Here is a 26,293-nt window from a genome sequence, read left to right on the forward strand (position 1 = left end):
TCCCTGCTCACGGCCGAAAAGAAAGCCCGCCCGGCCCGTTCGGCGGTCGCGGCGCCGGGTATCAGACCGCCATGAATTCTCGGGTCGTGGTGCTGACGGGCGCGTCGAGCGGGATCGGGCGGGCCGCCGCGCTCGCCTTCGCGGCGCGCGGGGACAAGGTCGTGCTCGCCGCCCGGGGCCTCGCCGACCTGGAGAAGGTGGCGGCCGAGTGCGGCGGCGACGCCCTGGTCGTGCCGGCCGATGTGACCGTACGCGAGGAAGTCGACGCGGTCGCCCAGGCGGCGCTGGACCGCTTCGGCCGCATCGACGTGTGGGCCGACACCGCGGCGGTGATGGTGTACGGCCGCTTCGAGGACATCCCGCCGCACGTCTTCGACCGGGTCGTCACCGCCGACCTGCTCGGGCCCGCGAACGTGGCCCGGGCCGCGCTGCGCGTGTTCCGGGCGCAGGGGCACGGCACGCTGATCACGGCGAGTTCGCTGGTCGGGCACATCACCGCGCCGAACATGAGCGCGTACGCGACGGCGAAGTGGGGGTTGCGAGCCCTGTCGCGGACCCTGCGTCAGGAGACCCGCGACGCGCCGGACATCCACGTGTGCCAGCTCGTTCCCGGCAGCGTGGACACCCCGATCTACACCAGCGCCGGCAACTACGCCGGTTTCGTGGGCCGCCCGCCGCCGCCGGTGGACAGCGCCGAGCGGATGGGCGCTGCGGTCGTACGGCTCGCCGACCGCCCGAAGCGCGAGCTGTCGGTGGGCGCGACGAACCGGCTCATCGAGTTCGGCTTCGTCTCGCTGCCGCCGGTCTACGACCTGCTGGTCGGTCCGCTCATGGGCCGGCTGGGGCTGTCGCAGCGCCGGACGCCGCCGAGCAGCGGCAACGTGTTCGCCAGCCGGCCGCGCGTCGACGGCGGCCCGGCACGGTTCGGCCGGGCCGCGGTGGGCGTCGCGGCGGCCGGTGCGGTCGCGCTCAGCGGGGTGGCCGCGCTGGCCCTGCGCCGGGGCCCTAGGCCATGGAGACGTGCGGGCGGCGGCGCAGGCGTACGGCGGAAGTGACGGCGACCAGCACGAGGAACAGCGCGAGCGTGATCAGCGCGTGCACCAGGCCGCGGACGACGTGGCCGCTGCCGGCGTCGTGCTCGATCGCGTACACGCCGATCTCGCGGGAGAACCAGAACGGCAGCGCGTGGGCCACGGCCTTGTCCGGGTCGAGCATCATCTGCATCGCGACGACCGTGAGCAGCACCAACATGCCCTCCAGTTCGCGGGGGAGCAGGGCGCTCAGCGCCAGCCCGAACGGCGCGGCCACCGCCACGGTCAGCAGCAGGATGAGCGCCACCGGGCCGTGCCGTACCTGGTCCAGGTCGATGAGGATCAGCAGGAAGTACGGCACGATCAGCGCCAGGCCGACCGCCCACAGCGCCGCGAGCCGGCCCAGGTAGAGCTGGTGCGTGGCGTAGCCGGACAGCCGCAGCCGGGGCTCCACCGCCCGGGCCGCGCTGCCCGCGAACAGCGCCGCCGTGCTCAGCGTCCACCCGATGCCCAGCGACACGAACCGCACCGACTGCCAGTACGCCTCCCCGCGCCGGCTGTAGTAGAACGCCAGGGGCAGCAGCGCCAGCAGGATCAGCACCCCGCGGCGGCGGGAGATCTCGCGCAGGGCCATCTCGGCGACGGTCAGCGTCCGGCTCATCGCGCGCTCCTCGAGGTCAGGTCGAGCACGGCATCGGCGCGGTCGAGTTCGCCGAGCCGGTGGGTCACCACGACCACGGCCTTACCGGTGTCGCGCCAGCGCCACACCTGCTGCCAGAAGTCGAGGTAACTGCCGTTGTCGAAGCCCTGGTACGGCTCGTCCAGCAGCAGCACGCCGGGGTCGCCGAGGCCGGCGAGCACCAGGTTGAGCTTCTGCCGGGTGCCGCCGGAGAGGTGCCGGGCCGTCACCGTCTCGGACGAGCGCGGCCAGTCGAGGGTCGCCGCGGCCGCACGGCCCTCCGCGCGGGCTGCACCCCGGGACTCCCCTCGCCCCGCCCCGATGAGCACGTAATGCTCGTCCGGGGTGAGGTAGTCGGCGGTGCCGCCGTCCTGCGGGCAGTAGCCGAGCGTGCCGCGGATCCGGACGTGACCTTCGTCGGGCGCGAGCAGGCCGGCGCAGATACGCAGCAGGGTGCTCTTGCCCGAGCCGTTGGCGCCGATGACCGCCACGACCTCGCCGGCGTGGACGGTCAGGTCGACGCCGTCCAGGATCGTGCTGCGGCCGTACCGTTTGACGATCTTGACGGCCGCCAGCCGCGGCTCGCCGGACGGTGGCCGGCGCAGCTCGGTGGTCGCGCCGCGCAGGCTGTCCACGAGGCTGACGGCGTACGCGGTGGGCGGCCCGAAGACCTGCAGCGGCGGCCGCCCGCTGTCGCGCAGGTGCCCGGCGGCCTCGGCCACGAGCGCGGCCGGCTCGACCCGGCGGCGGCGCAACTCGGCCGCGAACGCGGCCAGCCAGTCATCGACGGTCACGGGACCTCCATCATTGCGGTGACGTTGTCCACGAACACGGCCCAGTCGGCGGAGGCGGAGCGGAGCGCCGCCGCGCCGTCGGGGCTGAGCCGGTAGTACTTGCGCGCGGGGCCGCCGTCGCCGGCCCGCCAGTCGGCGACGACCAGGCCGAGCCGTTCCAGGCGCAGCAGGGCGGGATAGAGCGTGCCACCGGCGATCGACCCGAGGCCTCCCGCTTCCAGCCGCTGGGCGATCTCGTACCCGTAGGACTCGCCGCGGCCGAGGGCGCCGAGCACGCAGAGGTCGAGTACCCCGCGCAGCCACTGCGTCCGCCGGTCCATGGCGGACAAGGTAGCACCACTACCTAGTCACGCGCGGCCCGCCGATCCCGGGCGGTTCGGGTGACTAGCGGACGAGGAGCTCGACGAGGCGGTCCAGCTCGGCGGACGGGTCCTCGGTCAGGCCCATGTGGACCGGGCCGGCCTGCAGGATCGTGCTGCGCGGCGCGACCATCCAGCGGAAGCGCTCGCCCTGCTTCAGCTCGCGGGCCGCGCCGCCGTCGGCGCCGCCCGCGCAGACGATCTCCCAGGACTGCAGGGCCGCCCGGATGCCGTCCAGGTCGGCGTTCGGGTCCAGCGCGAGCAGCCGCTGCTCGTGCAGATGCGTACGGGCGCAGAGAAAGTCGAGCCGCTGGCAGTAGAGCACCACGCCGACGTTGATCAGCTCGCCGCGCTCGACCCGGGGGACGGCTCGGATGATCGCGTACTCGTACGGGGCGCTCATGAGGGGATCCAAGCCGCCGGGTCGGCCGCGCGCGCGAGCAGGTGGTCGCGGTACGCCGCGCGCGCCTCCTCGGCGGTGTCGAAGTCGAACTCGGCGAGCCACTCGTCCGGGACCAGCGCCAGCACGTCGTCGAGCAGGTCGCCGGTGAGCTGGGGCAGCATCGCCTCGGCCGCCGCCGGCACCGCTGTCGCGTACGGCTTGAGCACGTGGTCGTCCCACTTGTACGGCCGGTGCACCACCGTCGCGGCGCGCGGCCAGTTGTGGTGGAAGTACAGCGTCGCTCCGTGGTCGATGAGCCACAGGTCGCCGTGCCACATCAGCAGGTTGGGGTTGCGCCAGCTGCGGTCGACGTTCTCCACGAAGGCGTCGAAGACCAGCACGCGGGAGGCCAGCTCCGCGTCGATCGGGTACGCGACCGGGTCGTACCCGAGCGCGCCGGGCAGGTAGTCCATGCCGAGGTTGGCGCCGGCGCTGGCCTTGATCAGCTCTTGCACCTCCTCGTCGGGCTCGGCCCGGGCCACGACCGGGTCGAGCCCGACGACCACCAGCTCGGGGACGGGCAGGCCGAGCCGCCGGGCCAGCTCGCCGGAGACCACCTCGGCGACCAGCGCCTTGGGGCCCTGGCCCGCGCCGCGGAACTTCACCACGTACGTGCCGAGGTTGCCGGCCTCGACGATGCCGGGCAGCGAGCCCCCCTCGCGCAGCGGGGTGACGTATCGGATGGCGGTGACCTCGGGCAGCACGCGCCTAACCCTAGAGGGTGGTGGGACCCTGCCGGCGCAGGTCCGCCACCCGGGTCATCGCCTCGCGCAGCTCGGTCAGCCATTCATCGGTGTGCTCGCCGACCAGGCGTACGCACCATGCCAGCGCCTCCGAGCGGCTGCGGGCCACCCCGGCGTCCACGAGCGTGTCGAGGACCTGCCGTTCCGGCTGGCGCAGCCGGGTCATCACCGGCGCGGAGAGGTGGGTGAACAGCTCCTGGGTGTCCCCGCAGCGCAGCCCCCAGCTGACCTTGCGCTGGTAGCGGTGCTCGACCTGGCGGGCGACCTTGATCCGGTCGTCGCGGGTGTCCTCGCGGAACTGGTGGATCCGCCCGGCCTGCGCGGCGGCGCGGTCGGCGTCGCTCGCGTCGGCGGACAGCTCGGGTGCGGGGACCCGGCCCCAGATGACGATCTCGTCGCGGTCGACGACGACCTCCGGCGGCTCGGTGAACCAGCCGTCGGGGCTGGCGCCGGTGATCCAGGCGGCCGCGTCGTCGGCGGGCGGGGGCTCGGTACGGGTGCCGGCGGGTGGACGGAAGCGCATGACTACCTCCCAGTGCAACGTTGATTACATGCTTACACCGTTGCACCAGTTACGCCATGGCGGGCGTTCAGCTCTCAGAGGACAAAGGCATCGGTCCACAGCTGCCGCGACCGCCCCGAGAGGGCGTCCATGAACGCCACCGCCTGGCTGTCCGTCAGCGCGGCCACGAAGTCGATCACCGCCCGGCCGCGGGCCCGCGCCAGCCGCTCCGGCGTGCTGTCCGGCAACTCGAGCTCGGCCAGCTCCACCAGGTCGCGCAGCCGGCGGGGCAGACGTTCCGCCTCGTCGCGATCCGACAGCCAGGCGACCAGCGCGTCGACCAGCGACTCCAGCAGCCGCGCCTGGCCACGCTGGTGCAGCGCCAGGTCCGGGCGGGCCAGCACGAACCTGTTCTGCACGAACTTGAGGACCTGCACCTCGTGCCACTGCGCCGGGGCGAGCAGCACGTGCCCCGACCGTACGGCCGGCGACTCGGTCACCTCGATCGCGTCCACCAGCCGCTTCGTCCACGCCGCCGAGAACGCGGCCACCTGCGCCTCGGCCTCCAGCGAGCCGTCGAACGGGACGCTGAGCAGGCCGTCCACGAGCTCCGCGCGGACCCGTTCCACCGCCGCCGCGAACGCCTCGTCGTCGGCCACCCAGCCGTCCTTGCGGTGCAGCTGCCGGCGCAGCGCCTCGATCGACGTACCCGGCCGGCGCGGCAGCAGCTCCTCGTCCGGCACGTCGGCGAACGACATCCGCTGCCACGCCATCAGCTCCGCGGCCACCGAACCCTGCTGCAGCACGCCGACGCGGTGCACGTCCTCCAGGTCGTGGATCGCGTACGCGATGTCGTCGGCCGTGTCCATCACCGAGGCCTCCGGGGTCTGCTGCCACGGCGCGACCCGGCCGTCGAACGGCAGCCGCGCCTGCGCCATGTCCCCGACCTCGGTGGAGTACGCGCCGAACTTCAGCGAACCCCCGTCCGGGTCGTCCGGCGGCGCGGCGGCACCCCGCGGCGGCGGATCCATGTGCCGCGGGTGCGGGGCGGGATGGGTACGCCGGGTCCACGGGTACTTGAGGATCGCGGCGCGGGTGGCGGCCGTCAGGTTGAGCCCGATCGTCGCCTGACCGCGGATCTCCGTGCTGGTCACGATCCGGTACGACTGGGCGTTGCCCTCGAAGCCGTCGCGCAGCCCCAGCCGTTGCCGCGCCACGTGGTCGAGCACCCGCTCGCCGAGGTGCCCGAACGGCGGGTGCCCCAGGTCGTGGGCGAGCGCGGCCGCCTCCACCACGTCCGGGTCGCAGCCGCCGAGCTTCTCGAGGGTGTCGGCGTACCGGGACAGCAGGCGCTCGGCGATCGCGCGGCCCACCGAGGCGACCTTGAGGCTGTGGGTGAGCCGGTTGTGCACCAGCAGGCCGGCCCCGCCCGGGCTGATCACCTGGGTGACCCCGCCCAGCCGCGCGAAGAACGGCGAGCTGACGATCCGGTCCCGGTCCACGCGGAACGGGCTGGCGGCGAGATCGCCGGGGGCGACGAGGCCGTCGCCGAACAGGCGCCGGGCGCGGGGATCATCCATGCGCCCGACGCTATTACATCGGTGTCCGTACCCGGCTCAGCGCGCCTGCAGTGCGTCGAGAGCCACGGCCATCGCCGCGATCAGCCGGCGGTCCAGCTGCGGGTCGTGGATCGTCACGACGTACTTGTCGCGCAGGCCCCACTTCTTGACCACGGAGAACGCCGGGCGCCCGCCGAGGAGGAACTCGAAGTGGTACGGCAGCCAGGACAGCGAGTCCACGAACCGGCGCAGGATCGCGACGGTCATGTTCGACTCGCGGCCGATCATCTCGCCGTACCCGGGCTGCTCCAGGTGCCACGTCGAGCGCAGCAGGGATTCCTTGAAGTTCTTGCGGAACAGGCCGATCGGGGTGCCGGCGGCGTCCGTGACGTCGTACGTCGCGCCCAGGTCGATGACCTGGCGGGCCTTGAAGCCCAGGACCGGGGTCGTCTTGGTGTCGTCGGTGTAGAGCGTCACCTGCTCCTTGAAGGCCATCCGCTTCTGCTGCGCGAACGCGAGCACGCCGGCCTCCGAGCCGTCCGGTGCGACGGCGTGGATCTCGTACTGGTTCACCATCAAACGCACGCGCTGACGCACGATGAGTTGCTGCTGATTCTGAAGGGTTTGCACAGTCACGGCGGCAGTGTGACACACGTCGCCATGCTGAGGAGATCCACAGCACCTCGGTGGCGGGGTGGTGGCACCGGCGGTCAGACTTGGCAATCAGACGGAACTGACACGGAGGAATCGCGCATGGCGAAGCAGGCAGAAGGCCGCCGAGGGCTCGGAAAGGGATGGATCGCCCTCGCGCTGGGCGCGGCGGCGGTGTGGGCCGCCCGGGACATCCCGCTCCAGATCGGCTCCCGCAGGATCGGCGACCGGGCCGAGGGTGAACGCGGCGCGCGCTACCAGCGGTCCCCGCAGTTCAAGGACGGCAAGTTCCGCAACACCGTACCGGCCACCGAGCTCGCCCTGGCCTCGATGCCCCGGATCCTCGCCGCGTCGATGACCGACCGCGAGCGCCGCCACCCCGCCTCGCCGATCCCGGTGGTCACGCCCGAGACGGGCGGCGACGGCCTCTACGTCACCTGGTACGGCCACTCCTCGGCGATGATCGAGATCGAGGGCCGCCGGGTGCTGCTCGACCCGGTGTGGAGCGACCGGTGCTCGCCGTCGCGCCTGCAGGGCCCGAAGCGGCTGCACGAGCCGCCGGTGCCGCTGCGCTCGCTGCCGCCCGTCGACGCGGTGGTCATCTCGCACGACCACTACGACCACCTCGACATGGAGTCGATCCGCAACCTGGTGGACCTGCAGGCCGCGCCGTTCCTCGTACCGCTGGGCATCGGCGCGCACCTGGAACGCTGGGGAGTGCCGGCCACCCGCATCATCGAGCTCGACTGGAACGAGCGCGCCACGGTGGCAGGCATCGAGTTCGTCGCCACGGCCGCCCGGCACTTCTCCGGCCGCGGCTTCTCCCGCGACGAGACGCTGTGGGCCTCCTGGGTGATCGCCGGGCCGACCCGCAAGGCGTTCTACTCCGGCGACACCGGCTACTTCCCCGGCTTCGCGGAGATCGGCGAGGAGCACGGGCCGTTCGACGTGACGCTGGTGCAGATCGGGGCGTACGGCGACCAGTGGCCGGACATCCACATGGTGCCGGAGGACGGCGTCGCCACCCACGTGGACGTACGCGGCGGGCTGATGATCCCGGTGCACTGGGCCACGTTCAACCTGGCGCTCCACGATTGGGCCGAGCCGGCCGACCGCGCCTGGCGTGAGGCCAAGGCGCGCGACGTGAAGCTGGCCGTCCCCCGGCCGGGCGAGCGGGTCGACGTCGACAACCCGCCCCCGGTCGACGGCTGGTGGCAGCAGCTGTAGTGCCCGACGACTCCCTGTACACCGGCAGTGCGGCGCACTACCCCGTCGGACGCATGCCGTATCCGTCCGCGATCGCCGACGTGTTGCGCGCCGGGCTCGGCCTCGACGGCACCGGCCGCCTCCTCGACGTCGGTTGCGGCCCGGGTTCGCTGACGACGCTGCTCGCCCCGCTCTTCGCGGAGGCGGTCGGCGTCGACGCCGACCCGGGCATGATCGAGGAGGCGCGCCGCAGGGCTCCGGAGTTGTCGTGGCACCGCCTGCGCGCCGAGGAGCTGCCGGCCGGGCTGGGTGAGTTCCGGGTGGTGACCTTCGCCCAGTCCTTCCACTGGATGGACCAGCCGGCCGTGGCCCGCGCGGTCCGCCCGATGATCGCGCCGGGCGGGGCCTGGGTGCATGTCGGCGCCACGACCCATCGCGGCGTGGACGGCACCGACCCGCTCGCCCGGCCGCGGCCACCGTGGGTGCGGATCGACGCGCTGGTGGCCGCGTACCTCGGGCCGGTGCGGCGCGCCGGACGGTCCACGCTGCCGAACGGCACCCCCGGCGGCGAGGAGGACGTGATGCGCTCGGCCGGCTACCGCGGGCCGGACCGCGTCGTCGTGGGCGGCGGCGAGGAGGTGGCACGGTCGGCGGACGAGATCGTGTCGGCGGTGTTCTCGCTGTCGTACGCGACGCCGCACCTGTTCGGCGAGCGGGTGGGGGAGTTCGAGGCGGACCTGCGGTCGCTGCTGGCCGAGGTGTCGCCGCCGGGGGTCTTCGCCGAGCGCCGCCGGGAAACCGAAATAGTGATCTGGCGCCCCTGAAGAACGAGTGAACCGGCGGATCGGTTACGGTTCCGCCGCCTCTTCACCGGGTGCATTTTCTGTCCATTGCCGCTTGCCTTCTGCTGTCACACTTTGCCTGCGAATCCGGTCTTTCTTGGAGAGCAATGTGAATGACAGTGCAGATGATGGCGGAAAGAGTGCTTCCCAGGCCGCACCATGGTGGCGCCGATTACTCAGGCGGCGGCATCTCGCCAAGGCCGCCGGTGGCCTCGGCGCTCTGGTGCTGGCGTTGATCCCCGTGGTGGGACCGGATCTGTGGCAGACGCTGCATCCGGCGCCGCGGCAGCCGGGCGTCGGTCAGGGTCCGACGCCGACACCTTCCCCGCCGCCGTTGTTCGTGCAGCCCACCCCGTCCGGCGGCGGCTCCGGTCAGCCTTCGGTGTCGAGCGGTCCTGTCCGCTCCACCAGCGGTGACGACCATCGCGGGGGGCCGACGGTGGGAGACGGCGGTGGGGGCGAGGCGACGCCGACCACCCCGACCACCACGTCGCCGACCTCACCGCCGGTGACGCCGGGGGAATCGTTCCTGGTCGAGGACGGAACCATCGTGGACTTCGACGCCTCGCCCGTGGCGACGGCCGCGGCCTCGCAGGGGGATCCGGCAAAGGTCTTCGACGTGCTGTTCGGGCCGGATAATTCCTACACCGAGAACGGCCGGATATGGGTGGCCGGGGATCTTTCCGATTGCCTTACCGAGGCCAGAGGGTCGGGCAAGGGACATCAAGCAGAGATCGTGTTCACGAGCCCCGAGCTGCGTGATCGGAAAAGTGTGCCCGTGTGCATGGTGACCACCGGAGATCAGGTCCTGGGCCTGGTCGTCGAGTCTCAGCGAAGTGGTGGCGCGGCGCCTTACGGGGTGGCATACCGGCGACTCGGAAATCTGTGATCCCGGACGCGGCGGTTCAGGAAGCGGCGGGGGGGCCCCCCCCCCCCCCGGCCCCCCCCCCCCCCCCCCCCCCCCCCCCCGCGCCGGCGGTTCAGGAAGCGGCGTTGTAGGCGGCGGCGATCAGGGTGGCCATCAGGATGAGGACACCCATGAGCAGGGGCCGGGTGTGGCCCCAGGCGATCCTGCGCCTGGCCGGGACGTCGCGCTTCGCTGCGCGGAGGTCCCGCCAGGCCGCGTGGGCACGGCCGGCGCGGTAGCCGATCGTGAGCACGGTGACGGCGGTGATCATGGTGGCGACGCTCGCTGTCATGCGACCCCCTGGAGGTGCGTGGCTGTGCGGTGCGGTCGCGACCCAGTGTGGGACGGCATTCCGACCGATTCCAGGGGATTAAGAACGATAAAACCGTATAAAGCTGATTCGCAGGTACGGACGTCCGTGTCAGCTTTCCGATCCTTGCCGCGGCACGCAGACCTTGACAGCGGCCGGCGCGATCTCGACGCGGATCTTCTTGACCTTGTCGCGGGAGCCGCCGTCGAGCTCGTACGTCAGCGGTTCCTTCAGCTTCACGTCGATGCGCCGGGCGCGGGTCATGTGGACGAACGGGGACTCCTCGGAGCGGCCGACCGCCATGCGGCCCATGGTCCGGGCCCACTGAGCGGCGCCGCGCGCGGTGGCCACGCCGACGTCGAGCCAGCCGTCGTCCGGCTTCGCGTCGTCGAACGCGGTGATGCCGCCGGTGATCATGCTGACGTTGCCGACCAGGACGCAGGACGCCTCGTCGGCGAACCAGTCGGTGCCGTCCACCTTGATCTTCGCCTTCGGCGCGGCGTCGTCGAGGTGGCGCAGGCCTGTCCAGACGTACGACAGCTTGCCCATCCGGTCCTTCAGCTTGCCGTCGGCGTCGTGGATCATCGCGCCGTCGAAGCCGATGCCGGCCATGACCGCGAAGTGCTCGCCGTTGAGCACGCCGAGGTCCAGCCGGCGCCGCCCGCCGTGGAACGCGGTCCGGACGGCGCCGGGCAGATCGTCCGGGACGCCGAGGTTGGTCGCCAGCAGGTTCGCGGTGCCGGCCGGGATGATCCCCACCGGGATCTTCGCCCCGCCCTTGGCGCCGGCCAGCGCGTCCAGGGTGCGCTGGACCATGCCGTCGCCGCCCCAGACGATCAGCAGGTCCGGCTGCTCCTTGACGGCCCTGCGCACCTGCTTCGGGGCCTTCTTGCTCTTCGGCACCTCGTACCAGAGCAGGTCCTCGACGCCTTCGTCGGTGATGAGCCGCCGCAGCTCGTCCAGCCCGCCGCCGAGCGTCTTGCGCTGGTGGGCGACCACGGCGACCTTCCGGTGAGTACGCATGCGACCGCCGTTACCCGTACCCCCGGATTTTCAAGCCTGACGGCTAGCTGACCGTCTCGCGCATGCGTTGCTCTGCCGCGGCGCTGCGGATCACCATGAGGCGCAGTTCCAGCTCGTCCGAGACCATCGAGGCGAGGTGTTCGAGCGCCTTGAGCTGCCGGGGCGTCGCCTCGCGCGGGCGGTTGTCGATGACGTTGACCGTGCCGAGGCGGTAGCCGTCGTGGGTGCGGATGGGCGCCGCCGCGTAGAAGCGCAGCCCCAGCTCGCCGCGGACCAGCGGGTGTTCGAGCGTGCGGGGGTCCACGGCCGCGTTGTTGATCACGTAGACGTCGTCCTGGGCGATGACCGAGGCGCACAGGCCGGGCTCCTTGCCGACCTCGCGGACACCGGTCAGGCCCTGGCAGGCGGCGAGCCAGACGCGATCCTGCTCGACCAGCGACACCGTGGCGATGGGGGTGTCGAAGATGGCGCCGGCCACGAACGCGATGCGGTCGTACGCGTCCTCGACCGGCTGGTCCACGAGCCGGTAGCGGCGTACGGCCTCCAGCCGCTGCTGCTCCTCGTGGCCGACGTTGTCCAGGTATTCATATGCTCCGCCCGAGATCGGGCTGCTGTTCGTCACGATGAGGCCCCTCACACAGTGATCGCCGGTGGTGACTGTGAGCGTAGTGAAAGTTCCGGGGGGCACCGCAATGCCCACGTCCAGGTAATTGCCAGGTGACCTCGCCCGCACGGGGGAATGTCGCACAAACTGTCGGGGTAGTAATGCAGCGTGAAACCACCGGTAGCGGCCGTAGTCGGGCAACTCGCCCGTGACGTCGTCCTGTCCGTGGACGCCGTCCCCGATGCGGGGAGCGCCGCCGACGCGCTCGACCGCCGGGAACAGCTGGGCGGGAAGGGTGCAAACCAGGCCGTCGCGCTCGCGCAGCTGGGCGTACGCCCCCGGCTCGTGGCCGTGGCCGGCGAGGACGTCATCGGCGACGTGCTGCTCGACCAGGCGCGGCGCGACGGCATCGACGTCACCGCGGTCGTCCGCCGGCGCGGCGCGCTGACCGGGCTGATCGTCGAGGTGCTCGACGCCGAGGGGCACTGGCGGTACGTGCAGCATCTCCCCGCGTCCGTGCTGCTGACCGAGGCTGACGTGGCTGCCGCCCGTACGGTCATCGCCGGTGCTGACACCGTACTCGTGCAGTTGCAGCAGCCACCCGAGGCCGCGCTGGCCGCCGCCCGGATCGGGCACGACGCGGGCCGGCTGGTCGTGCTGGACGGCGCTCCGCAGGAGCGGGCGGACGACCTGCTCGCCGCGGCCGACGTGGTCCGCGCCGACGAGCAGGAGACCGAGCTGCTGCTCGGCGGGAAGGCGACCGTCGAGCGGGCCCGCGCGCTGCTGGAGAAAGGCCCACGCCTGCTGGCGCTCGGCGTCGAGGACGGCAACCTGTTCGTGTGGCGCGACGGGGACGTGCGCCTTCCGCTGACCGGCGAGAAGGTCGTGGACACGACGGGCGGGGGAGACGCGTTCACGGCGGCGCTGACCGCGGCGCTGCTGCGCGGTGACGACCCGGCGACGGCCGCCCGGTGGGCGGTGGCGGCCTCGGGCGCGACCGTCGGGCACCCGAGCGGACGGCCGCACCTGACCGTCGAGGATCTGGAGAAGCGCGTGAAAGAGCTCGCCGGTGGGTGAGATCGGGCCCGCCGAGCCGTGGGCCGTCCGGGAGACCGGCCTGACCGACGAGACGCTCACCACCGCGCAGCTGCGCCAGTCCGAATCCGTCTTCGCCCTCGCCAACGGGCACATCGGCCTGCGCGGCAACCTCGACGAGGGGCTGCCCGACGGCATGCCGGGCACGTACCTCAACTCGCTGTACGAGGAGCGGGACCTGGTCCACCCCGAGGCCGGGTACGGCTTCCCGGAGACCACCCAGACCATCGTGGACGCGCCCAACGGCAAGCTCATCGCGCTCACCGTCGACGACGAGCCGTTCGACGTGCGTACCGGCACGCTGCGCCGCCACGAGCGCTGCCTGGATCTGCGGGCGGGCACCCTGCAACGGGACGTCGAGTGGGTGTCGGGGTCCGGCGCGGCCGTACGCATCCGCAGCACCCGGGTCGTGTCGTTCGCGTACTCGTCGGTCGCGGCGATCCGCTACGAGGTGGAGGCGCTGGACGGTCCGGTGCGGATCCGGATCGACTCCGACCTGCTCGCCAACGAGGAACAGCCCGACCAGCGGGACGACCCGCGCGCGTCGGCCACCTTCGAGGCGCCGCTGCGGCCGGTCTCGCACTCGCCGGACGTGCTGCTGCACCGCACCGGGCGCAGCGGCATCGAGGTGGCGTCCGCGGTCGCCCACACCGGCGCGCCCGTCACCACGTCCAGCGAACCGGACCGCATCCGGGCCGTCGTCAGCACCACGCTGCGGCCCGGCGAGCCGTTGCGGTTGGACAAGTTCCTCGCGTACGCGTGGCACGAGAGCGACCCGGCCACCAAGGCGCTCGCCGACCGGGACGAGGCCGTCGAGCTGGGCTTCGACACGCTGCTCGAGCGGCAGCGGGAGTACCTCGACGACTTCTGGGACAGCGCGGACGTCGAGCTCGACGGCGATCCCGAGGTGCAGCAGGGCGTCCGGTTCTGCCTCTTCCACGTGCTGCAGGCCGGCGCCGAGGCGGGCCCGCACCCCATCGCCGCCAAGGGGCTGACCGGCAACGGGTACGACGGCCACGTGCTCTGGGACACCGAGACGTTCGTGCTGCCCGTGCTGACGTACACGCACCCGGCCTGCGTGGGCTTGGCCCTGCGCTGGCGGCACCGAACGCTCGGCGCGGCCCGCGACCGCGCCCGGGAGCTGCGGCTGGCCGGGGCGGCGTACCCGTGGCGCACGATCGGCGGCACCGAATGCTCCGGCTACTGGCCGGCGGGGACGGCGGCGCTGCACGTCAACGCGGACATCGCGGCGGCGGTGTTGCGGTACGTCGCGGCCACCGGCGACGAGGAGTTCCTGCGCGACGCCGGGCTGGAGATCCTCGGCGAGACCGCCCGGCTGTGGTGCCGCATCAGCCACGCCGACGACGACGGCGTGTTCCACATCTCCGGGGTGACCGGGCCGGACGAGTACACGGCCCTGGTCGACGACAACGTCTTCACCAACCTCATGGCCCGGCAGAACCTGCTCGGCGCGGCCTCCCATTCCGCCGGTTCCCCCGATGAACTGAGCGCGTGGCGGGAGGCGGCCGACGGTCTGTTCATCCCGTACGCGGAGAAACGCGAGGTCCACGAGCAGCACGCGGGGTTCACGCGCCTCGAGGAGTGGGACTTCGACGAGACCAAGGACGACGACTACCCGCTGATGCTCCACTTCCCGTACCTCGACCTGTACCGCCGGCAGGTGGTGAAGCAGGCCGACCTGGTGCTGGCGATGATGCTGCACCCCGCGGAGTTCACGCCGGAGCAGAAGCGGCGCACCTTCGAGTACTACGAGGCCCGTACGGTCCGCGACTCCTCGCTGTCCGCGCCGGTCCAGGCCGTCCTGGCGGCGGAGACCGGCCACCTCGACCTGGCACACGACTACCTCGCCGAGGCGGCCCTGCTGGACCTGCGCGCCGGCGGCGAGTCCAGCGGCGACGGGTTGCACATCGCCGCGTGCGCGGGCGCCTGGATCGCTCTGGTCCAGGGCTTCGGCGGCTTCCGGGACCACGGCGGGCGGCCGTCGTTCGCGCCGCGGCTGCCCGGGCACCTGCCCCGGCTGCGGTTCTGCCTGCGCTGGCGGGAGAGCCGGATACGGGTGACCGTCACGCCGGAGCGGGTCACGTACGAGGCCACGGGCGCCGAGGTGACGTTCCACCACTACGGCACCCCGGTGACGCTCGCCGACGGCGAGACGACCACGATCCTGCTAGACCCGGTGGAGAACCGCCCCGCGCCGCCGTCGCCGCGTCCCCCGCAACGCCGCAGGGACGCGCTCGAACCGTCCTAATCGTCCTCGTCGCCGGACCTCGGCAGCGCTCGCAGCCGTACCCGGGTGATCGCGCGTCCCGTCACCTCGACCACCTCCGCGGTGAACTGGGGAAGCGTGACGACCTCGCCCGGTGCGGTCGGGATGTGGCCCAGCGACGCCAGAACCATGCCGGCGATCGTCGTGTAGTCGCCCTCGTCCGGCGCGCCGCCGTCGAAGCCGAGATCCGGCAGGTCGTGGATCGGGAAAGACCCGGCCATCAGCAGCGCGCCGTCGGCCTCGGTCACCACGGCCTGCACGTCCCGGTCGGTCTCGTCGTAGATCTCCCCGACGATCTCCTCGACGAGGTCCTCCATCGTGACGATCCCGTCGATCGCGCCGCGCTCGTCCACGACCATCGCCAGCTGCTGCCGCTCGAGCCGCATCTGCCGCAGCGCGTCGGACACCCGCAGCGTCTCCGGCAGGAAGAGCCCCTGCCGGGCCACCGCGTCGACCGGGCCGTCCGCGCCCACCAGCTCCCGCAGGTGCACGACGCCGATGACGTCGTCCAGCCCCGCCGGGCCCACCACCGGCGCCCGGGAGTGGCCGCCCTTGATGAGCTGGGCCAGGGCCTCGCGCGCCGGCAGCCCGGTGGGCACCGACAGCACGTCCCGGCGCGGCACGAGGATCTCCCGCAGGTTCCGGTCGGCGATCTCGAAGGCACCCGAGATGATCGTCCGCTGCTCGGCGGAGAAGTCCTGCTGCGCGGCGACCATGTCGCGGATCTCCTCGGTGCTGACCTCCTCCCGCTGCGCCCGCGGATCCCCGCCGGCCATCCGGACGACCAGGTCGGTGGCGGCGCTGAGCAGCCACACCGCCGGCCGCGAGATCGTCGACAGCAGGTCCAGCGGCCGGGCCACCAGCAGCGCCCAGCCCTCCGTACGCTGCATCGCGATCCGCTTGGGCGCCAGCTCGCCGATCACCAGCGTCACGAACGTCAGCACGATCGTGACCAGGACGATCGCGGTCGGCCGGGCGGCCGCACCGAGAAAACCCAGCGGTTCGACCAGCGGCTCCGACAGCGACACGGCGGCCGCCGCGGACGCCAGGAAGCCGGCCAGCGTGATCCCGATCTGGATGGTGGCGAGGAACCGGTTCGGGTCGCGGGTCAGCCGGCCCAGGACCCGCCCGGACCGGGAGGCGCGCTCGAGCTTGTGCAACTGGCTGTCCCGCAGCGAGACCAGCGCCATCTCACTGCCGGAGAAGGCCGCGTTGATCAGTACGAGCACCAGCACGAGCACGATCTGCCCGCCTATGCCATCCACGACAGCCCCAGCCCCTCGGCTAACGGATCACGAGCCCCACACGCTAGCGACCCGGGATGGTGGCCGCCCGGGCGCCGGGCAAAACCCGCTCATCAGGGTACGGTCCCGGCGCGGTCAGCCGGCCTCGTCGGCCCAGACCCGCCAGTCGTCGAGCACGCCGTAGAGCGCCGGTGTCAGCCAGCCCGGCGCCGAGCGGCGGAAGACGCCCGGCTCCATCTGGCCCGCGCCGTCCGGCACCGCGCCCACCAGGTGCGGGACCAGCTCGGTCAGGTTGGCCCAGTGGACCAGCTCGGGCTCGGCCGGCCACGCGCCGAGCACCACCTTGGCCGGTACGCCGCGGCGGTCCAGGGCCTCCAGGGTCAGCGCCGTGTGGTTGAGCGTGCCCAGGCCGGCGCGGGACACGACGATCGTCTGGGCGCCCAGCGCGGTCGCCAGGTCGGCCACCGTCCACGCCTCGCCGGAGGGGCGTACGCCCATCGGCACGAGCAGGCCGCCCGCGCCCTCCACCAGGACCAGGTCGTGCTTCTCGGCCTCCGCGCGGATGGCGTCGACGGCCTCGTACAGCTCCAGCGGCGGCATCCCGGCGACCCGGGCAGCGGCGAGCGGTGCGAGCGGCTCCGGGTACGAGGCCAGCGTGCGGCTGGTGTGCGGGGAGGCGAGGCGGGTCACGACGTCGATGTCGGTCGGGCCGCCCTCGGCCGTGCCCGTCTGGCCGGGCTTGACGACGGCCACCCGCAGCCCGGCGGCCTGTGCGGCGGCGGCGACGGCCGCGGTGGCCACGGTCTTGCCCACGCCGGTGTCCGTGCCGGTGACCACAACGATGCCGCGCCACTCGCCGTGCTGTGCGGGCCGCGGCTCGGGGCGGGCCTCCGGTGGCCGCGCGGCCGCGGCCGGCTCGGGGACCGGCACGGTGAGCGGGGGAAGGTCGGCGTCGGCGGGGTCCGCGGGACCCACGCCGGGTGACACGGGCGCCTCCGGCAGATCCGGCGCCGGCGAGAAGGGCGCCGGCGAGAAGGGCGCCGGCGACAAGGGCGCCGGGGAGAGGGGCGCCGGGGAGACAGGGACCGGGGAGATCGGCGTGACGGGTGCCGGGGAGACAGGGACCGGGGAGATCGGCGAGACCGGGATCGGGTTCTCCTCCGGGGTCTGCGGCGGGGCGGTCTGTTGCTCGCTCGTCACGGGGCGCACTCCACGATCACGGTCAGGGCGCGGTCGAAGTCGGCCTGGCCGACCCCCGCGTTCAGGGTCAGGCGAAGGCGGGAGGAACCGTCCGGGGTGGACGGTGGGCGGAAACAGCCCACGGCGACGTCGCGGTCGCGGCAGTCCGCCGCCCAGGCCAGGGCCGCCTCCGGGCCGGGCGCCGGCACCGACAGCACGCCCGCCGCCGGGGTGGAGACGGCGAAACCGGCCGCGCTCAGCGTGCGTACTGTCGTGGCGGCTCGCTCCGCCAGAAGCCGGCGGCGGTCGTCGGCCGACCGGGCGACCCGCACCGCGGCACGGACCCCGGCCACGACGGCGGGTGGCGGGGCGGTGTCGTAGATGAACGTGCGGCCGGTGTCGACCAGGTGCCGGACCAGCGCCTCCGGACCGGCGACCACGCCGCCCGCGCCGCCCAGCGACTTCGACAGCGTCGCCGTCACCACCACGTCGGGCGCCCCGGCGAGCCCGGCCGCCGCGACGCCGCCCGCGCCCTCGGGACCCAGGATCCCCAGCGCGTGCGCGTCGTCGACCAGCATCAGCGCGCCGTGCGCGGACGTCACCGCGTGCAGGTCGGCGAGCGGGGCGAGGTCGCCGTCGACCGAGAAGACCGACTCGGTGACGAAGACCGCCGGCCGGTCTCGACGGGCCGCGAGGATCTCCGCGAGGGCCGCCGGGTCGGCGTGCGGGGCGACGACGACCTCGGCGCCGGAGGCCTTGCAGCCGTCGATGATCGAGGCGTGGTTGTACCGGTCCGAGACCAGCAGCGTGCCGGGACCCGCCAGGGCCCGGATCGCGCCGAGATTGGCGAGGAACCCGGAGGAATACACCAGCGCGCGGGGGAAACCGAGCCACTCCGCGAGGTCGGACTCGAGCTCCTCATGGGCCCGGGTCGAACCGCGGACGAGCCGTGATCCGGTGGCGCCCAGCCCGTACGCCCGCAGTGCCTCGGCCGCGGCACCCACCACCTCGGGATGGACCGCCAGGCCGAGGTAGTCGTTGCCGGCCAGGTCGACGACGGCGTCACCGGCGGCGCGGGCCCGCAGCGTGCGTGTGAGCCCGGCTTTCGCCCGCGTGCGGGCCTGGCGCTCCAGCTCCTGCTGCCAGCCCGTCACCGCATCCTCGCTCTTCGCCGGTCCCCGTCGTCGCCCGGGAAACTACCACTGACCACGGGCAACCCGCGGGCCGGAATCCCTTGTAGGGTACGGGCATGCCAGAGATCCTCGACCGGGCGCGGGCCCAGGTGTTAGCTGACGGCGTCGGTCTCGACGAGGCGGGCATCCTCGAGGTGCTGCGGCTGCCCGACGAGGATCTGCCTCAGCTGCTCCAGCTCGCCCACGAGGTCCGGATGGCGTGGTGCGGCCCCGAGGTGGAGGTCGAGGGCATCGTCTCGCTCAAGACCGGCGGCTGCCCGGAGGACTGCCACTTCTGCTCGCAGTCGGGGCTGTTCACCTCGCCGGTGCGCGCGGTCTGGCTGGACATCCCCGCCCTGGTGGAGGCCGCCAAGCAGACCGCGGCGACCGGGGCGACCGAGTTCTGCATCGTCGCGGCGGTGCGCGGGCCCGACGAGCGGCTGATGGCGCAGATGCGCGAGGGCGTCGCGGCGATCAAGGCCGAGGTCGACATCCAGGTCGCGGCGAGCCTCGGCATGCTCACCCAGGAGCAGGTCGACGAGCTCGTCGCGATGGGCGTGCACCGCTACAACCACAACCTGGAGACCTGCCGGTCGTACTTCGCCAACGTGGTGACCACCCATTCGTGGGAGGAACGCTGGGGCACGCTGAAGATGGTCCGAGACTCGGGCATGGAGGTCTGCTGCGGTGGCATCCTCGGGCTCGGCGAGACGGTCGAGCAGCGCGCCGAGTTCGCGGCGCAGCTCGCCGAGCTGGACCCGCACGAGGTCCCGTTGAACTTCCTCAACCCGCGCCCCGGCACCCCGCTCGGCGACCGCCCGGTGGTGGAGGGCAAGGACGCGCTGCGGGCCATCGCCGCCTTCCGGCTGGCGATGCCGCGGACCATCCTCCGGTACGCGGGCGGCCGCGAGATCACCCTGGGTGACCTGGGTACCCGCGAGGGCCTGCTCGGCGGCATCAACGCGGTGATCGTCGGCAACTACCTGACGACGCTGGGCCGCCCGGCCACCGCGGACCTCGAGCTGCTCCAGGAGCTCAAGATGCCGGTCAAGGCGCTGTCGGCGACGCTGTGACGGTCCTCGTGTACTGCGACCGCTGCGGAACACCCGCCGCCGAGGGCGACCACACGGCGTGCACGGCGGCCCGGCAACTGGAGCCGCCCCGCTACTGCCCGGACTGCCGGCGCCGGATGAAGGTGCAGGTCGTGCCGACCGGCTGGACGGCGACCTGCGTCGAGCACGGTGTCCGCCGCTCCTGAGCCGGCCGGCCCGCCGGCCGTTTCTTCTCCGGCCGGGCCGCAGCGGGCCATGTCCTCCTCGGCCGGGCCGGTGCTGGCGGGGGCGGTCATCGTGTTGCGCCCGGCCACCGAGGCGGACGTGCCCGCGCTGGCCGCCATCCGGGCGACCCCGCAGGTGCGGGCGCGGTGGCGCGGCGACGACGACGCCTCCGCCGAGACGCGCGAGACCATCGCCGAGCTGGGCGACCGCCACCTGGCGATCCTGGTGGACGGCCGGGTCGCCGGGATCATCCAGTGGGATTCCGAGGACGAGCCGGACTACCGCCACGCGAGCATCGACATCTATCTCGACCCGGCGCTGCACGGCCGCGGCGTGGGCACCGACGCGGTCCGTACGCTGGCCACCCACCTGATCGACGTCGAAGGCTTCCACCGGCTGGTCATCGACCCCGCGGCCGACAACGAGGCCGCGATCCGCTGCTACGCCAAGGTGGGTTTCCGCCCCGTCGGGATCATGCGGCAGTACGAGCGCGGCGCCGACGGCACGTGGCACGACGGGCTGCTGATGGACCTGCTGGCCGCCGAGCTGATCCGCTGGTGATACCCATCGGCGACGGTGGACCCTCTCAAGGGCCCACCGTCGCCGCTCTCACCCGTCACCCGGAGGTGGCAGGAGTCTCATCCGTGGCGGGCCGGCGGGCGCCCACCGGCAGCGTCACCGTGACCATGGCGCCGTCGCGGTCCGCCGGGCCGGTCGCCCCGAGCCGGCGCAGCGTGCGCAGCATCGCCACGTTCTCCGCGGCGACGTGCGCCACGACAGCCTCGAGGTCGGCGCGGGCCGCCCAGCCGGTCAGGCGGCGCAGCAGGGCCGTCCCGATGCCGCGGCGCTGCCACGCGTCCTCGACCAGCACCGCCACCTCGCCCAGGTCGCCCTCGGCGCGCAGGGCCGCCGTCGCCACCACGTGTTCCTCGCCGGTGGCGGGGTCGTCGCACGCCGCGAGCAGCGTGAGCCCGTTCGACGGCTCGAGCAGCCGGCGCAGGCGTGCGTCACTCCAGCCGTGCAGGTGGCGTACGCCGTCGAGATCCTCCGCGGTGGCCTCGCGCACCAGCAGCTCGGCGCCGTCGGGCAGCAGCAGCGTGGTCTGCTCGGCGGAGCGGCGCAGCAGGGAGCCGCTCACCTCCACCAGCGCCTGCGCCCGGGCGTACTCGGCCGGTGTGAACGCCGGGGCCGGCCGGAGCACCTCATACGTCCCGCCGGCCGGGTCGATCAGCGTCATGCGCTGCTCGTCGTAGCCGTGCAGGACCACCGAGCCCGCCGGGCGCCAGCGCACCTCGGCGGCGTCGAGCAGGGCGACCAGCGCCTCGCCCAGCGCCTCCGGGTCGTGCACGATGCGCCCGGCCAGGGCCAGCGCGCGGGTCGGCTGGTCGGCGAGCCCCTGCGCCTCGGCCCGGGTGACGAACGCGTCGCGCCCGCGGCCGCGGGTGATCGCCGCGTGCAGTTCCTGCTCCGACATGGTGTCCGGCGCATCGACGAGGAAGTCGTCGACCGCGCCTTCCTCGGTCGTGTGGACCTGGACGGCGAGGATGTTGACCGACCGCAGCGCCAGGCTGGCGGTCAGCACGGAGAGATAGCCCGGCCGATCGTCGACCGTCGCCCTGATCCGCCACAGCGCCACAGGAGGCCGTCCCTTCGCTCTAGACCGACCCTAAGCCTCTCTCCGCGGTGTTACCTGCGCATTGCCTGAGCTGGGAAAACTATGAGGGGTCAGTCACAGCCGATGCGACCGGGGGCACACCCGCGCGGTCGAGCCGGTCGCCGAGGATCACCGCGGCGGCCCGGACGAGCTGCGCGATCCGGTCGACCTCGGTGATGTGGAAGGCGGCCGCCGGCAGGTCGTCGTCGTCCGTACGGGCGATCACCAGCACCAGCCCCGCCCGGCCGAACGGGGCCACGGCGTACCGGGTGCCGTCCGTGCCGGTCAGCGGGCGGGCGCGCAGTGGCGTGACCTCGGGCAGGCGCAGCGGGGACGGGGCGCGCCAGCTCGCGTACGCCACCGTCGGCTCGCTCCCGTTCGGCAGGCGCAGCGACGGCTCATCGGCCGGGGTCGCACGCGGCGCGGCCGTACGGGCGGCCCAGTCGGCCGGCACCACCGCGGCGGCGGCCCAGTCCGCGGCGAGCAGCCCGGGCACCGCGTCGACCAGCGTGGCGAGCCCGTCGCCCGGGTTGGCGGCCACCTGGGCCAGCAGCTCGGCGTCGTGGCCGCCGGACACCGGGGCGCCGATGGCCTTCCACACGCCGTCGACCTGGACACCCGGGATGGCGGCGAGCCCGGCGAGGAGCCGCTCGACCCGCGACGCGCCCGGCCAGACGACGGTGAAGTCGTCCACGGCCCGGCCGCCGAGCCGCTCCAGCACCACCACCTGGACGATGTCGGCACCGGCGACGCCGAGCGTGCGCGCCACCTGGCCGAGGGCACCCGGGCGGTCCGGCAGAGTGACCCGTACGCGCAGCAACATGCAACTCCTCCCGTCTGACGGACGGCACGGCGGTGCCGTCCGAGCTGCCTCCAGCGTGCCCGGGCGGCGTTTCGCAGCGGTTGCGACGCCGTGTCCCGGCCGTCAAGGGGCGCTGGTATGCCCCGGATCACACCGAGGGTATGACGGGTCAGGCGGAGGCGCGACGGACCAGGTGGGTGTCGAGCAGAACGTGGGAATTGCCGGCCGGCTCCCCGCCGATGCGGCTCACCAGCAGCTCGGCCATGCGCCGGCCCATCTCCTCGACCGGCTGGTGGACCGTGGTCAGCGGCGGTTCACACTGCCGGGCGATCGGGGCGTCCTCGAAGCCCACCAGCGTCACGTCCTGCGGCACGCGCAGCCCCGCCTCGCGCAGGGCCCGCAGCGCGCCGCTGGCCATGAGGTCGGAGGCGGCGAAGACGGCGTCCAGGCGCGGTTCGCGGGTGAGCAGGGAACGCATCGCCGCGGCCCCGCCCTCCTCGCTGAAGTCGCCGTACCCGATGAGCTCGGGGCCGCGCACCGCCTCGCGGTAACCGGCCAGCCGGGCCCGGCCCACCTCCATGTCCTGCGGCCCGGCGACCGTCGCGACGCGGCGGCCGCCGCCGGCGATCAGATACTCGACCGCCTTGCGGGCACCCGAGGCGTTGTCCACGTCGACGAAGAAGTCGTCGGGGTGCGGGTTGGCGGGGCGGCCGCCGAGCACGAACGGCATGCCGCGCTCGCGCAGCATGCGGGGGAGCGGATCCTCGTCGTGCAGGGACAGCAGCAGGACGCCGTCGACGTGCGCCGTGGTCAGGTGGGTCTCGACGCGCTCGCGCTGCTCCGTCGACGCGGCCATGGCCAGCCACAGCTGCAGCGGCGTCTCCAGCAGCGCCGAGTTGATGCCGCGCAGCACGCCGGCGAAGAACGGCTCGCCGAAGACGCGCTCCTGCGACTCGGACACGACCAGGGCCACCGAGTCGGTGCGCTGGGTCACGAGCGAGCGGGCGGCCCGGTTGGGCACGTAGCCCAGCTCCGAGATCGCCGCCTCGACGGCGGCCTTGGCCTGCGGGCTGACCTGCGAGGACCCGTTCAGGACGCGGGAAGCCGTGCCGCGGCCGACACCGGCGCGCGCCGCGACGGCGTCGAGCGTGGGTCGTCCCGGCGAACGGACGGGTTGCCTGGTCATGGGCGCATTATTCTCCTGCCGTACGGTCCCTGTCCTGCCCCGTCGCGCTTAGGCTTGCGACATGATCTGCCGCGCGTGCCGCGATCGACGGCATGAGGACTGCCGGGGCGGGTCCTGGTGTGACTGCCAGCACCGGCCCGTCGAGCCGACGCCGCCCGTCACCGGCCCGGCCTCGCCATGATCCTTGAAGACCTGCTCCCGCGCTACCCACGTGGCGGGGAACCGACTCTGCGCGTCAACTTCGTCGCCAGCGTGGACGGGGCGGTGACCGTGGACGGCCGGTCGGGCGGGCTGGGCGGTCCCGGCGACAAACAGATCTTCGACATGCTGCGGATGACCTGTGACGCGCTGATCGCCGCGGCCGGCACCGTACGCACCGAGAAGTACGACGCGCTGCGCCTGGACGAGGCCGGGCGGGCCTGGCGGCGTGCGCACGGGCTGCCCGAGTTCCCGCTGATGGTGGTCGTCTCCGGCTCGCTCGGCCTCGACCCCGGCCAGCTGATCTTCTCGGACGCGCCAGTCCCGCCGCTGGTCGTCACCACGGCCCGCGCGGTGCCGCCCCCGGGCCTGGCCGACGTGGCGGAGATCCTTGCGCTCGGTGCCGAGAAGGTCGACCTGGCTGCCATGGTCGACGAGCTGCACCGGCGCGGCGCCACCCAGCTGCTCTGCGAGGGCGGCCCGAGGTTGTTCGGCTCGCTCATCGAGGCGGACCTGGTCGACGAGGTCTGCCTGACCGTCTCGCCGCTGCTGGCCGGCGGCACCGCCGGCCGCATCGCCGCCGGACCCGACGGCCCGGCGCGGCGCCTGGCCCTGCGCAGCGTGCTCTCCGAGGGCGATGAGCTTTTCCTGAGGTACGCCCGCAGCGCCTAGGTCTTGTGGACAAGCCTGTGGATGACCCCTAGAAGTTGTGGACACGGCGTGCCAACCCACAGGGCGTCCGCCAAGTGTCGTACCTCTGGTGCAACATGATCGGCGTGTCTGACGAAGCAACCGAAGTGAGCGAGCCGGTCGGGCGGGTGCTCGGCACCGCCGACGCCACCCCGTTGCAGTTCTGGACGGCCGTGACGCCGGGCAGCTACCTGCAGCTCGACGACGTGGTCGTGACCACGCGCGACCTGCCCGACCGGGAGCCGGTGACGATCGCCGGCGTGGTCACCCAGGTGCGCGCGCGGCACGAGGGCGCCCAGTTCGACTCGGACGTCTTCGCCATCGCCGAGGGCACGCTGCCGGCGCTCGTCCAGGAGGCCGCCGAGATCACCACCACCCGCGTCGACCCGGAGCTGTATGTGCCGCCCGCCCCCGGCGCGGTCGTGCGCCGGGCCTCCGGCTCGGCCCGGGACGCGGCGCTGCACTTCGACCGGATGGAGCGGCGGGTGCCGATGGGCACCGGCCGCGACGGCGTCCCGGTGTTCCTCAACGCCGACTTCCTCGACGGCACCCGCGGCGCGCACGTGTCCATCTCCGGCATCTCCGGCGTGGCCACCAAGACCAGCTTCGCGACGTTCCTGCTCTACTCGGTCTTCCGGTCGGGTGCGCTGGGCGCCGACGGCACCAACGCCCGGGCGCTGATCTTCAACGTCAAGGGCGAGGACCTGCTCTTCCTCGACCACGGCAACACCAAGCTGGACGCTGCGACGACGGCGGCGTACAAGCTGCTCGACCTGCCCGCGACCGCGTTCCCCGACGTGCGGGTGTACGCACCGCCCCGCGCCGGCGACTCCTCGGGCGCGCCGGACGTGAACAGCCGGCTGACCGGCGTCGACAGCTTCTACTGGACGCTCGAGGAGTTCTGCGCCAACCGGCTCCTGCCGTACGTGTTCGCCGACGCCGACGACGAGCGCCAGCAGTACACGATGGTCGTCCACTCGGTCACCGCGCACCTCGCCCGGCACGCGGTCCCCGCGGAGGGCGGCATCAGCATCGACGGGCGCCGCCTCGGGTCGTACGGCGACCTCGTCGATCACGTGGTCGACCAGCTCACCGACGACGAGACCCGCTCGACCTGGGCCGGCAGCGCGGTCAACATGGGCACGGTCAACGCGTTCGCCCGCCGGCTCATCGGCAGCAAGCGCGACCTGTCCCGGCTGATCCGCGGCGACCTCGCCGCTCGCCGCCCGCACCAGATCAAGACCGCCGAGAGCGCCCAGGTCACCGTCGTGGACCTGCACAACCTGCCCGACCGCGCGCAGCGCTTCGTGGTCGGCGTGACGCTGAAGACCGAGTTCGACGACAAGGAGAAATCGGGCACCGGCCGGCCGCTGCTCTTCGTCGTCCTCGACGAGCTCAACAAGTACGCCCCGCGCGAGGGCTCCTCGCCGATCAAGGAGGTGCTGCTCGACATCGCCGAGCGCGGCCGCTCGCTGGGCGTGATCCTCATCGGGGCCCAGCAGACCGCCAGCGAGGTGGAACGCCGCATCGTCACCAACTCGGCGATCCGGGTCGTCGGCCGCCTCGACCCCGCCGAGGCCTCCCGCCCGGAGTACGGCTTCCTGCCCCCGGCCATGCGCCAGCGCGCGCTGCTGGCCCGGCCCGGCACGATGTTCGTCAACCAGCCCGACATCCCGGTGCCGCTCTGCGTGGAATTCCCGTTCCCGGCCTGGGCCACCCGCAAGTCCGAGTCAGGGCCGCCGCCCGCGGGCAGCATGCGCTCGATCGTCCAGGGCGTCGACCCGTTCGCGGTCGTCGGTGGCCGCGGCGGTTCGCCGGACGACGACATCCCGTTCTAACCTGCCAAGGCGCCTTCGG

At 73.1% G+C, this 26,293-nt stretch carries 27 protein-coding genes and 1 pseudogene; 11 read left to right on the forward strand and 17 right to left on the reverse strand.

Annotated elements, in window-relative coordinates; genetic code table 11:
- Window positions 1-71: 71 nt before the first annotated feature.
- Complete coding sequence (locus tag IT780_RS09325; RefSeq protein ID WP_199511047.1) at window positions 72-1,055, forward strand: SDR family NAD(P)-dependent oxidoreductase; 984 nt, start codon at window positions 72-74, stop codon at window positions 1,053-1,055.
- Here IT780_RS09325 and IT780_RS09330 read toward each other — a convergent pair.
- The 8 genes from IT780_RS09330 to IT780_RS09365 form a co-directional block, all read right to left on the reverse strand.
- Entirely contained in the window at window positions 1,006-1,692 is a 687-nt protein-coding gene (locus IT780_RS09330; RefSeq protein ID WP_199511048.1) for an ABC transporter permease, read from the reverse strand. The two genes, IT780_RS09325 and IT780_RS09330, sit on opposite strands and share 50 nt — an antisense overlap.
- Window positions 1,689-2,504, reverse strand: coding sequence for an ATP-binding cassette domain-containing protein (locus IT780_RS09335; RefSeq protein WP_199511049.1), 816 nt, complete (start codon window positions 2,502-2,504; stop codon window positions 1,689-1,691). Before IT780_RS09335 ends, IT780_RS09330 begins: the two co-directional genes overlap by 4 nt.
- Window positions 2,501-2,824 (reverse strand): PadR family transcriptional regulator, encoded by a 324-nt coding sequence (locus IT780_RS09340; protein WP_199511050.1) that lies wholly within the window; start codon window positions 2,822-2,824, stop codon window positions 2,501-2,503. Before IT780_RS09340 ends, IT780_RS09335 begins: the two co-directional genes overlap by 4 nt.
- A gap of 64 nt (window positions 2,825-2,888) precedes the next feature.
- Window positions 2,889-3,266, reverse strand: a complete 378-nt coding sequence (locus IT780_RS09345) for a DUF3037 domain-containing protein (RefSeq protein WP_199511051.1) — start codon at window positions 3,264-3,266, stop codon at window positions 2,889-2,891.
- The gene (locus IT780_RS09350; protein ID WP_199511052.1) at window positions 3,263-4,009 is read right to left on the reverse strand and encodes a HipA family kinase; all 747 of its coding nucleotides are present in this window, start codon (window positions 4,007-4,009) and stop codon (window positions 3,263-3,265) included. The genes IT780_RS09345 and IT780_RS09350 overlap by 4 nt, the downstream gene beginning before the upstream one ends.
- A 10-nt stretch (window positions 4,010-4,019) precedes the next feature.
- A complete protein-coding gene (abmR, locus tag IT780_RS09355) occupies window positions 4,020-4,571 on the reverse strand; it encodes an ATP-binding transcription factor AbmR (RefSeq protein WP_199511053.1) in 552 nt (183 codons plus the stop codon).
- Window positions 4,572-4,645: 74 nt separating this feature from the next.
- Entirely contained in the window at window positions 4,646-6,130 is a 1,485-nt protein-coding gene (locus tag IT780_RS09360) for a deoxyguanosinetriphosphate triphosphohydrolase family protein (protein ID WP_199511054.1), read from the reverse strand.
- A gap of 36 nt (window positions 6,131-6,166) precedes the next feature.
- On the reverse strand, window positions 6,167-6,685 hold the full coding sequence (locus tag IT780_RS09365; protein WP_199511463.1) for an LURP-one-related family protein: 519 nt from the start codon (window positions 6,683-6,685) through the stop codon (window positions 6,167-6,169).
- Between the two features lie 177 nt (window positions 6,686-6,862).
- On the opposite strand from IT780_RS09365, the gene IT780_RS09370 reads away from it, so the two are divergent.
- The 3 genes from IT780_RS09370 (at window position 6,863) to IT780_RS09380 (ending at window position 9,697) form a co-directional block, all read left to right on the forward strand.
- Window positions 6,863-7,987, forward strand: a complete 1,125-nt coding sequence (locus IT780_RS09370) for an MBL fold metallo-hydrolase (protein WP_199511055.1) — start codon at window positions 6,863-6,865, stop codon at window positions 7,985-7,987.
- Window positions 7,987-8,790 carry a class I SAM-dependent methyltransferase gene (locus tag IT780_RS09375; protein ID WP_307831108.1) on the forward strand — a complete coding sequence of 268 codons (804 nt, stop codon included), beginning with the start codon at window positions 7,987-7,989 and terminating at the stop codon, window positions 8,788-8,790. The genes IT780_RS09370 and IT780_RS09375 overlap by 1 nt, the downstream gene beginning before the upstream one ends.
- A 127-nt stretch (window positions 8,791-8,917) precedes the next feature.
- Window positions 8,918-9,697, forward strand: a complete 780-nt coding sequence (locus IT780_RS09380; protein WP_199511056.1) for a hypothetical protein — start codon at window positions 8,918-8,920, stop codon at window positions 9,695-9,697.
- A 91-nt stretch (window positions 9,698-9,788) separates the two neighbouring features.
- Here the strand turns inward: IT780_RS09380 and IT780_RS09385 are convergent, their stop codons facing one another.
- From IT780_RS09385 to IT780_RS09395, 3 genes are all read right to left on the reverse strand, one after another.
- Entirely contained in the window at window positions 9,789-10,007 is a 219-nt protein-coding gene (locus IT780_RS09385) for a hypothetical protein (RefSeq protein WP_199511057.1), read from the reverse strand.
- Between the two features lie 129 nt (window positions 10,008-10,136).
- Window positions 10,137-11,048: a diacylglycerol/lipid kinase family protein gene (locus tag IT780_RS09390; RefSeq protein ID WP_199511058.1), complete on the reverse strand. Its 912-nt coding sequence runs from the start codon at window positions 11,046-11,048 to the stop codon at window positions 10,137-10,139.
- A 43-nt stretch (window positions 11,049-11,091) separates the two neighbouring features.
- Window positions 11,092-11,670, reverse strand: a complete 579-nt coding sequence (locus IT780_RS09395; protein ID WP_199511059.1) for a GAF domain-containing protein — start codon at window positions 11,668-11,670, stop codon at window positions 11,092-11,094.
- Window positions 11,671-11,820: 150 nt separating this feature from the next.
- On the opposite strand from IT780_RS09395, the gene IT780_RS09400 reads away from it, so the two are divergent.
- Together IT780_RS09400 and IT780_RS09405 are read left to right on the forward strand one after the other, a co-directional pair.
- Window positions 11,821-12,729, forward strand: a complete 909-nt coding sequence (locus tag IT780_RS09400) for a PfkB family carbohydrate kinase (RefSeq protein ID WP_199511060.1) — start codon at window positions 11,821-11,823, stop codon at window positions 12,727-12,729.
- Window positions 12,722-15,016: a glycoside hydrolase family 65 protein gene (locus IT780_RS09405; RefSeq protein WP_199511061.1), complete on the forward strand. Its 2,295-nt coding sequence runs from the start codon at window positions 12,722-12,724 to the stop codon at window positions 15,014-15,016. Before IT780_RS09400 ends, IT780_RS09405 begins: the two co-directional genes overlap by 8 nt.
- On the opposite strand, the gene IT780_RS09410 is transcribed toward IT780_RS09405, so the two are convergent.
- The 3 genes from IT780_RS09410 to IT780_RS09420 form a co-directional block, all read right to left on the reverse strand.
- Window positions 15,013-16,299 (reverse strand): hemolysin family protein, encoded by a 1,287-nt coding sequence (locus tag IT780_RS09410; RefSeq protein WP_199511062.1) that lies wholly within the window; start codon window positions 16,297-16,299, stop codon window positions 15,013-15,015. The genes IT780_RS09405 and IT780_RS09410 overlap by 4 nt on opposite strands.
- A gap of 114 nt (window positions 16,300-16,413) precedes the next feature.
- Window positions 16,414-17,121 carry a dethiobiotin synthase gene (gene bioD / locus IT780_RS09415; RefSeq protein ID WP_307831146.1) on the reverse strand — a complete coding sequence of 236 codons (708 nt, stop codon included), beginning with the start codon at window positions 17,119-17,121 and terminating at the stop codon, window positions 16,414-16,416.
- Window positions 17,122-17,474: 353 nt separating this feature from the next.
- Window positions 17,475-18,611, reverse strand: a complete 1,137-nt coding sequence (locus IT780_RS09420) for an 8-amino-7-oxononanoate synthase (protein ID WP_199511063.1) — start codon at window positions 18,609-18,611, stop codon at window positions 17,475-17,477.
- 95 nt (window positions 18,612-18,706) lie between these two features.
- Between IT780_RS09420 and bioB the strand changes: the two genes are divergently transcribed.
- From bioB to IT780_RS09435, 3 genes and pseudogenes are all read left to right on the forward strand, one after another.
- Window positions 18,707-19,702, forward strand: coding sequence for a biotin synthase BioB (gene bioB, locus IT780_RS09425; protein WP_199511064.1), 996 nt, complete (start codon window positions 18,707-18,709; stop codon window positions 19,700-19,702).
- An 11-nt stretch (window positions 19,703-19,713) separates the two neighbouring features.
- Window positions 19,714-19,887 (forward strand): annotated as a pseudogene (gene bsaP, locus IT780_RS09430) (biotin synthase auxiliary protein BsaP); the annotation flags it as partial.
- Window positions 19,888-19,936: 49 nt separating this feature from the next.
- A complete protein-coding gene (locus IT780_RS09435) occupies window positions 19,937-20,467 on the forward strand; it encodes a GNAT family N-acetyltransferase (protein WP_233412506.1) in 531 nt (176 codons plus the stop codon).
- A gap of 55 nt (window positions 20,468-20,522) precedes the next feature.
- Here the strand turns inward: IT780_RS09435 and IT780_RS09440 are convergent, their stop codons facing one another.
- The 3 genes from IT780_RS09440 to IT780_RS09450 all read right to left on the reverse strand — a co-directional run bounded on the left by IT780_RS09440 (window position 20,523) and on the right by IT780_RS09450 (window position 23,548).
- On the reverse strand, window positions 20,523-21,542 hold the full coding sequence (locus tag IT780_RS09440) for a GNAT family N-acetyltransferase (protein ID WP_199511065.1): 1,020 nt from the start codon (window positions 21,540-21,542) through the stop codon (window positions 20,523-20,525).
- 79 nt (window positions 21,543-21,621) lie between these two features.
- Window positions 21,622-22,383 (reverse strand): ACT domain-containing protein, encoded by a 762-nt coding sequence (locus IT780_RS09445; RefSeq protein WP_199511066.1) that lies wholly within the window; start codon window positions 22,381-22,383, stop codon window positions 21,622-21,624.
- A 148-nt stretch (window positions 22,384-22,531) separates the two neighbouring features.
- Complete coding sequence (locus IT780_RS09450) at window positions 22,532-23,548, reverse strand: LacI family DNA-binding transcriptional regulator (RefSeq protein ID WP_199511067.1); 1,017 nt, start codon at window positions 23,546-23,548, stop codon at window positions 22,532-22,534.
- A gap of 177 nt (window positions 23,549-23,725) precedes the next feature.
- Here IT780_RS09450 and IT780_RS09455 point away from each other — a divergent pair, with 177 nt between their 5' ends.
- Window positions 23,726-24,418: a pyrimidine reductase family protein gene (locus IT780_RS09455; RefSeq protein ID WP_199511068.1), complete on the forward strand. Its 693-nt coding sequence runs from the start codon at window positions 23,726-23,728 to the stop codon at window positions 24,416-24,418.
- Window positions 24,419-24,513: 95 nt separating this feature from the next.
- Entirely contained in the window at window positions 24,514-26,274 is a 1,761-nt protein-coding gene (locus tag IT780_RS09460; protein WP_233412507.1) for an ATP-binding protein, read from the forward strand.
- Window positions 26,275-26,293 lie beyond the last annotated feature (19 nt).

This window comes from Nucisporomicrobium flavum, assembly GCF_016464385.1.
In the GTDB taxonomy this organism is placed as follows: domain Bacteria; phylum Actinomycetota; class Actinomycetes; order Mycobacteriales; family Micromonosporaceae; genus Actinoplanes; species Actinoplanes flavus_A.

What these genes read in the sequence shown, in the direction of transcription:
- IT780_RS09325 (WP_199511047.1), top strand. Translation starts at nt 72, where the DNA reads ATGAATTCTCGGGTCGTGGTGCTGACGGGCGCGTCGAGCGGGATCGGG.
- IT780_RS09330 (WP_199511048.1), bottom strand. Translation starts at nt 1,692, where the DNA reads ATGAGCCGGACGCTGACCGTCGCCGAGATGGCCCTGCGCGAGATCTCC.
- IT780_RS09340 (WP_199511050.1), bottom strand. Translation starts at nt 2,824, where the DNA reads ATGGACCGGCGGACGCAGTGGCTGCGCGGGGTACTCGACCTCTGCGTG.
- IT780_RS09345 (WP_199511051.1), bottom strand. Translation starts at nt 3,266, where the DNA reads ATGAGCGCCCCGTACGAGTACGCGATCATCCGAGCCGTCCCCCGGGTC.
- abmR (WP_199511053.1), bottom strand. Translation starts at nt 4,571, where the DNA reads ATGCGCTTCCGTCCACCCGCCGGCACCCGTACCGAGCCCCCGCCCGCC.
- IT780_RS09360 (WP_199511054.1), bottom strand. Translation starts at nt 6,130, where the DNA reads ATGGATGATCCCCGCGCCCGGCGCCTGTTCGGCGACGGCCTCGTCGCC.
- IT780_RS09365 (WP_199511463.1), bottom strand. Translation starts at nt 6,685, where the DNA reads ATGGTGAACCAGTACGAGATCCACGCCGTCGCACCGGACGGCTCGGAG.
- IT780_RS09370 (WP_199511055.1), top strand. Translation starts at nt 6,863, where the DNA reads ATGGCGAAGCAGGCAGAAGGCCGCCGAGGGCTCGGAAAGGGATGGATC.
- IT780_RS09385 (WP_199511057.1), bottom strand. Translation starts at nt 10,007, where the DNA reads ATGACAGCGAGCGTCGCCACCATGATCACCGCCGTCACCGTGCTCACG.
- IT780_RS09390 (WP_199511058.1), bottom strand. Translation starts at nt 11,048, where the DNA reads ATGCGTACTCACCGGAAGGTCGCCGTGGTCGCCCACCAGCGCAAGACG.
- bioB (WP_199511064.1), top strand. Translation starts at nt 18,707, where the DNA reads ATGCCAGAGATCCTCGACCGGGCGCGGGCCCAGGTGTTAGCTGACGGC.
- IT780_RS09435 (WP_233412506.1), top strand. Translation starts at nt 19,937, where the DNA reads ATGTCCTCCTCGGCCGGGCCGGTGCTGGCGGGGGCGGTCATCGTGTTG.
- IT780_RS09445 (WP_199511066.1), bottom strand. Translation starts at nt 22,383, where the DNA reads ATGTTGCTGCGCGTACGGGTCACTCTGCCGGACCGCCCGGGTGCCCTC.
- IT780_RS09450 (WP_199511067.1), bottom strand. Translation starts at nt 23,548, where the DNA reads ATGACCAGGCAACCCGTCCGTTCGCCGGGACGACCCACGCTCGACGCC.
- IT780_RS09455 (WP_199511068.1), top strand. Translation starts at nt 23,726, where the DNA reads ATGATCCTTGAAGACCTGCTCCCGCGCTACCCACGTGGCGGGGAACCG.
- IT780_RS09460 (WP_233412507.1), top strand. Translation starts at nt 24,514, where the DNA reads ATGATCGGCGTGTCTGACGAAGCAACCGAAGTGAGCGAGCCGGTCGGG.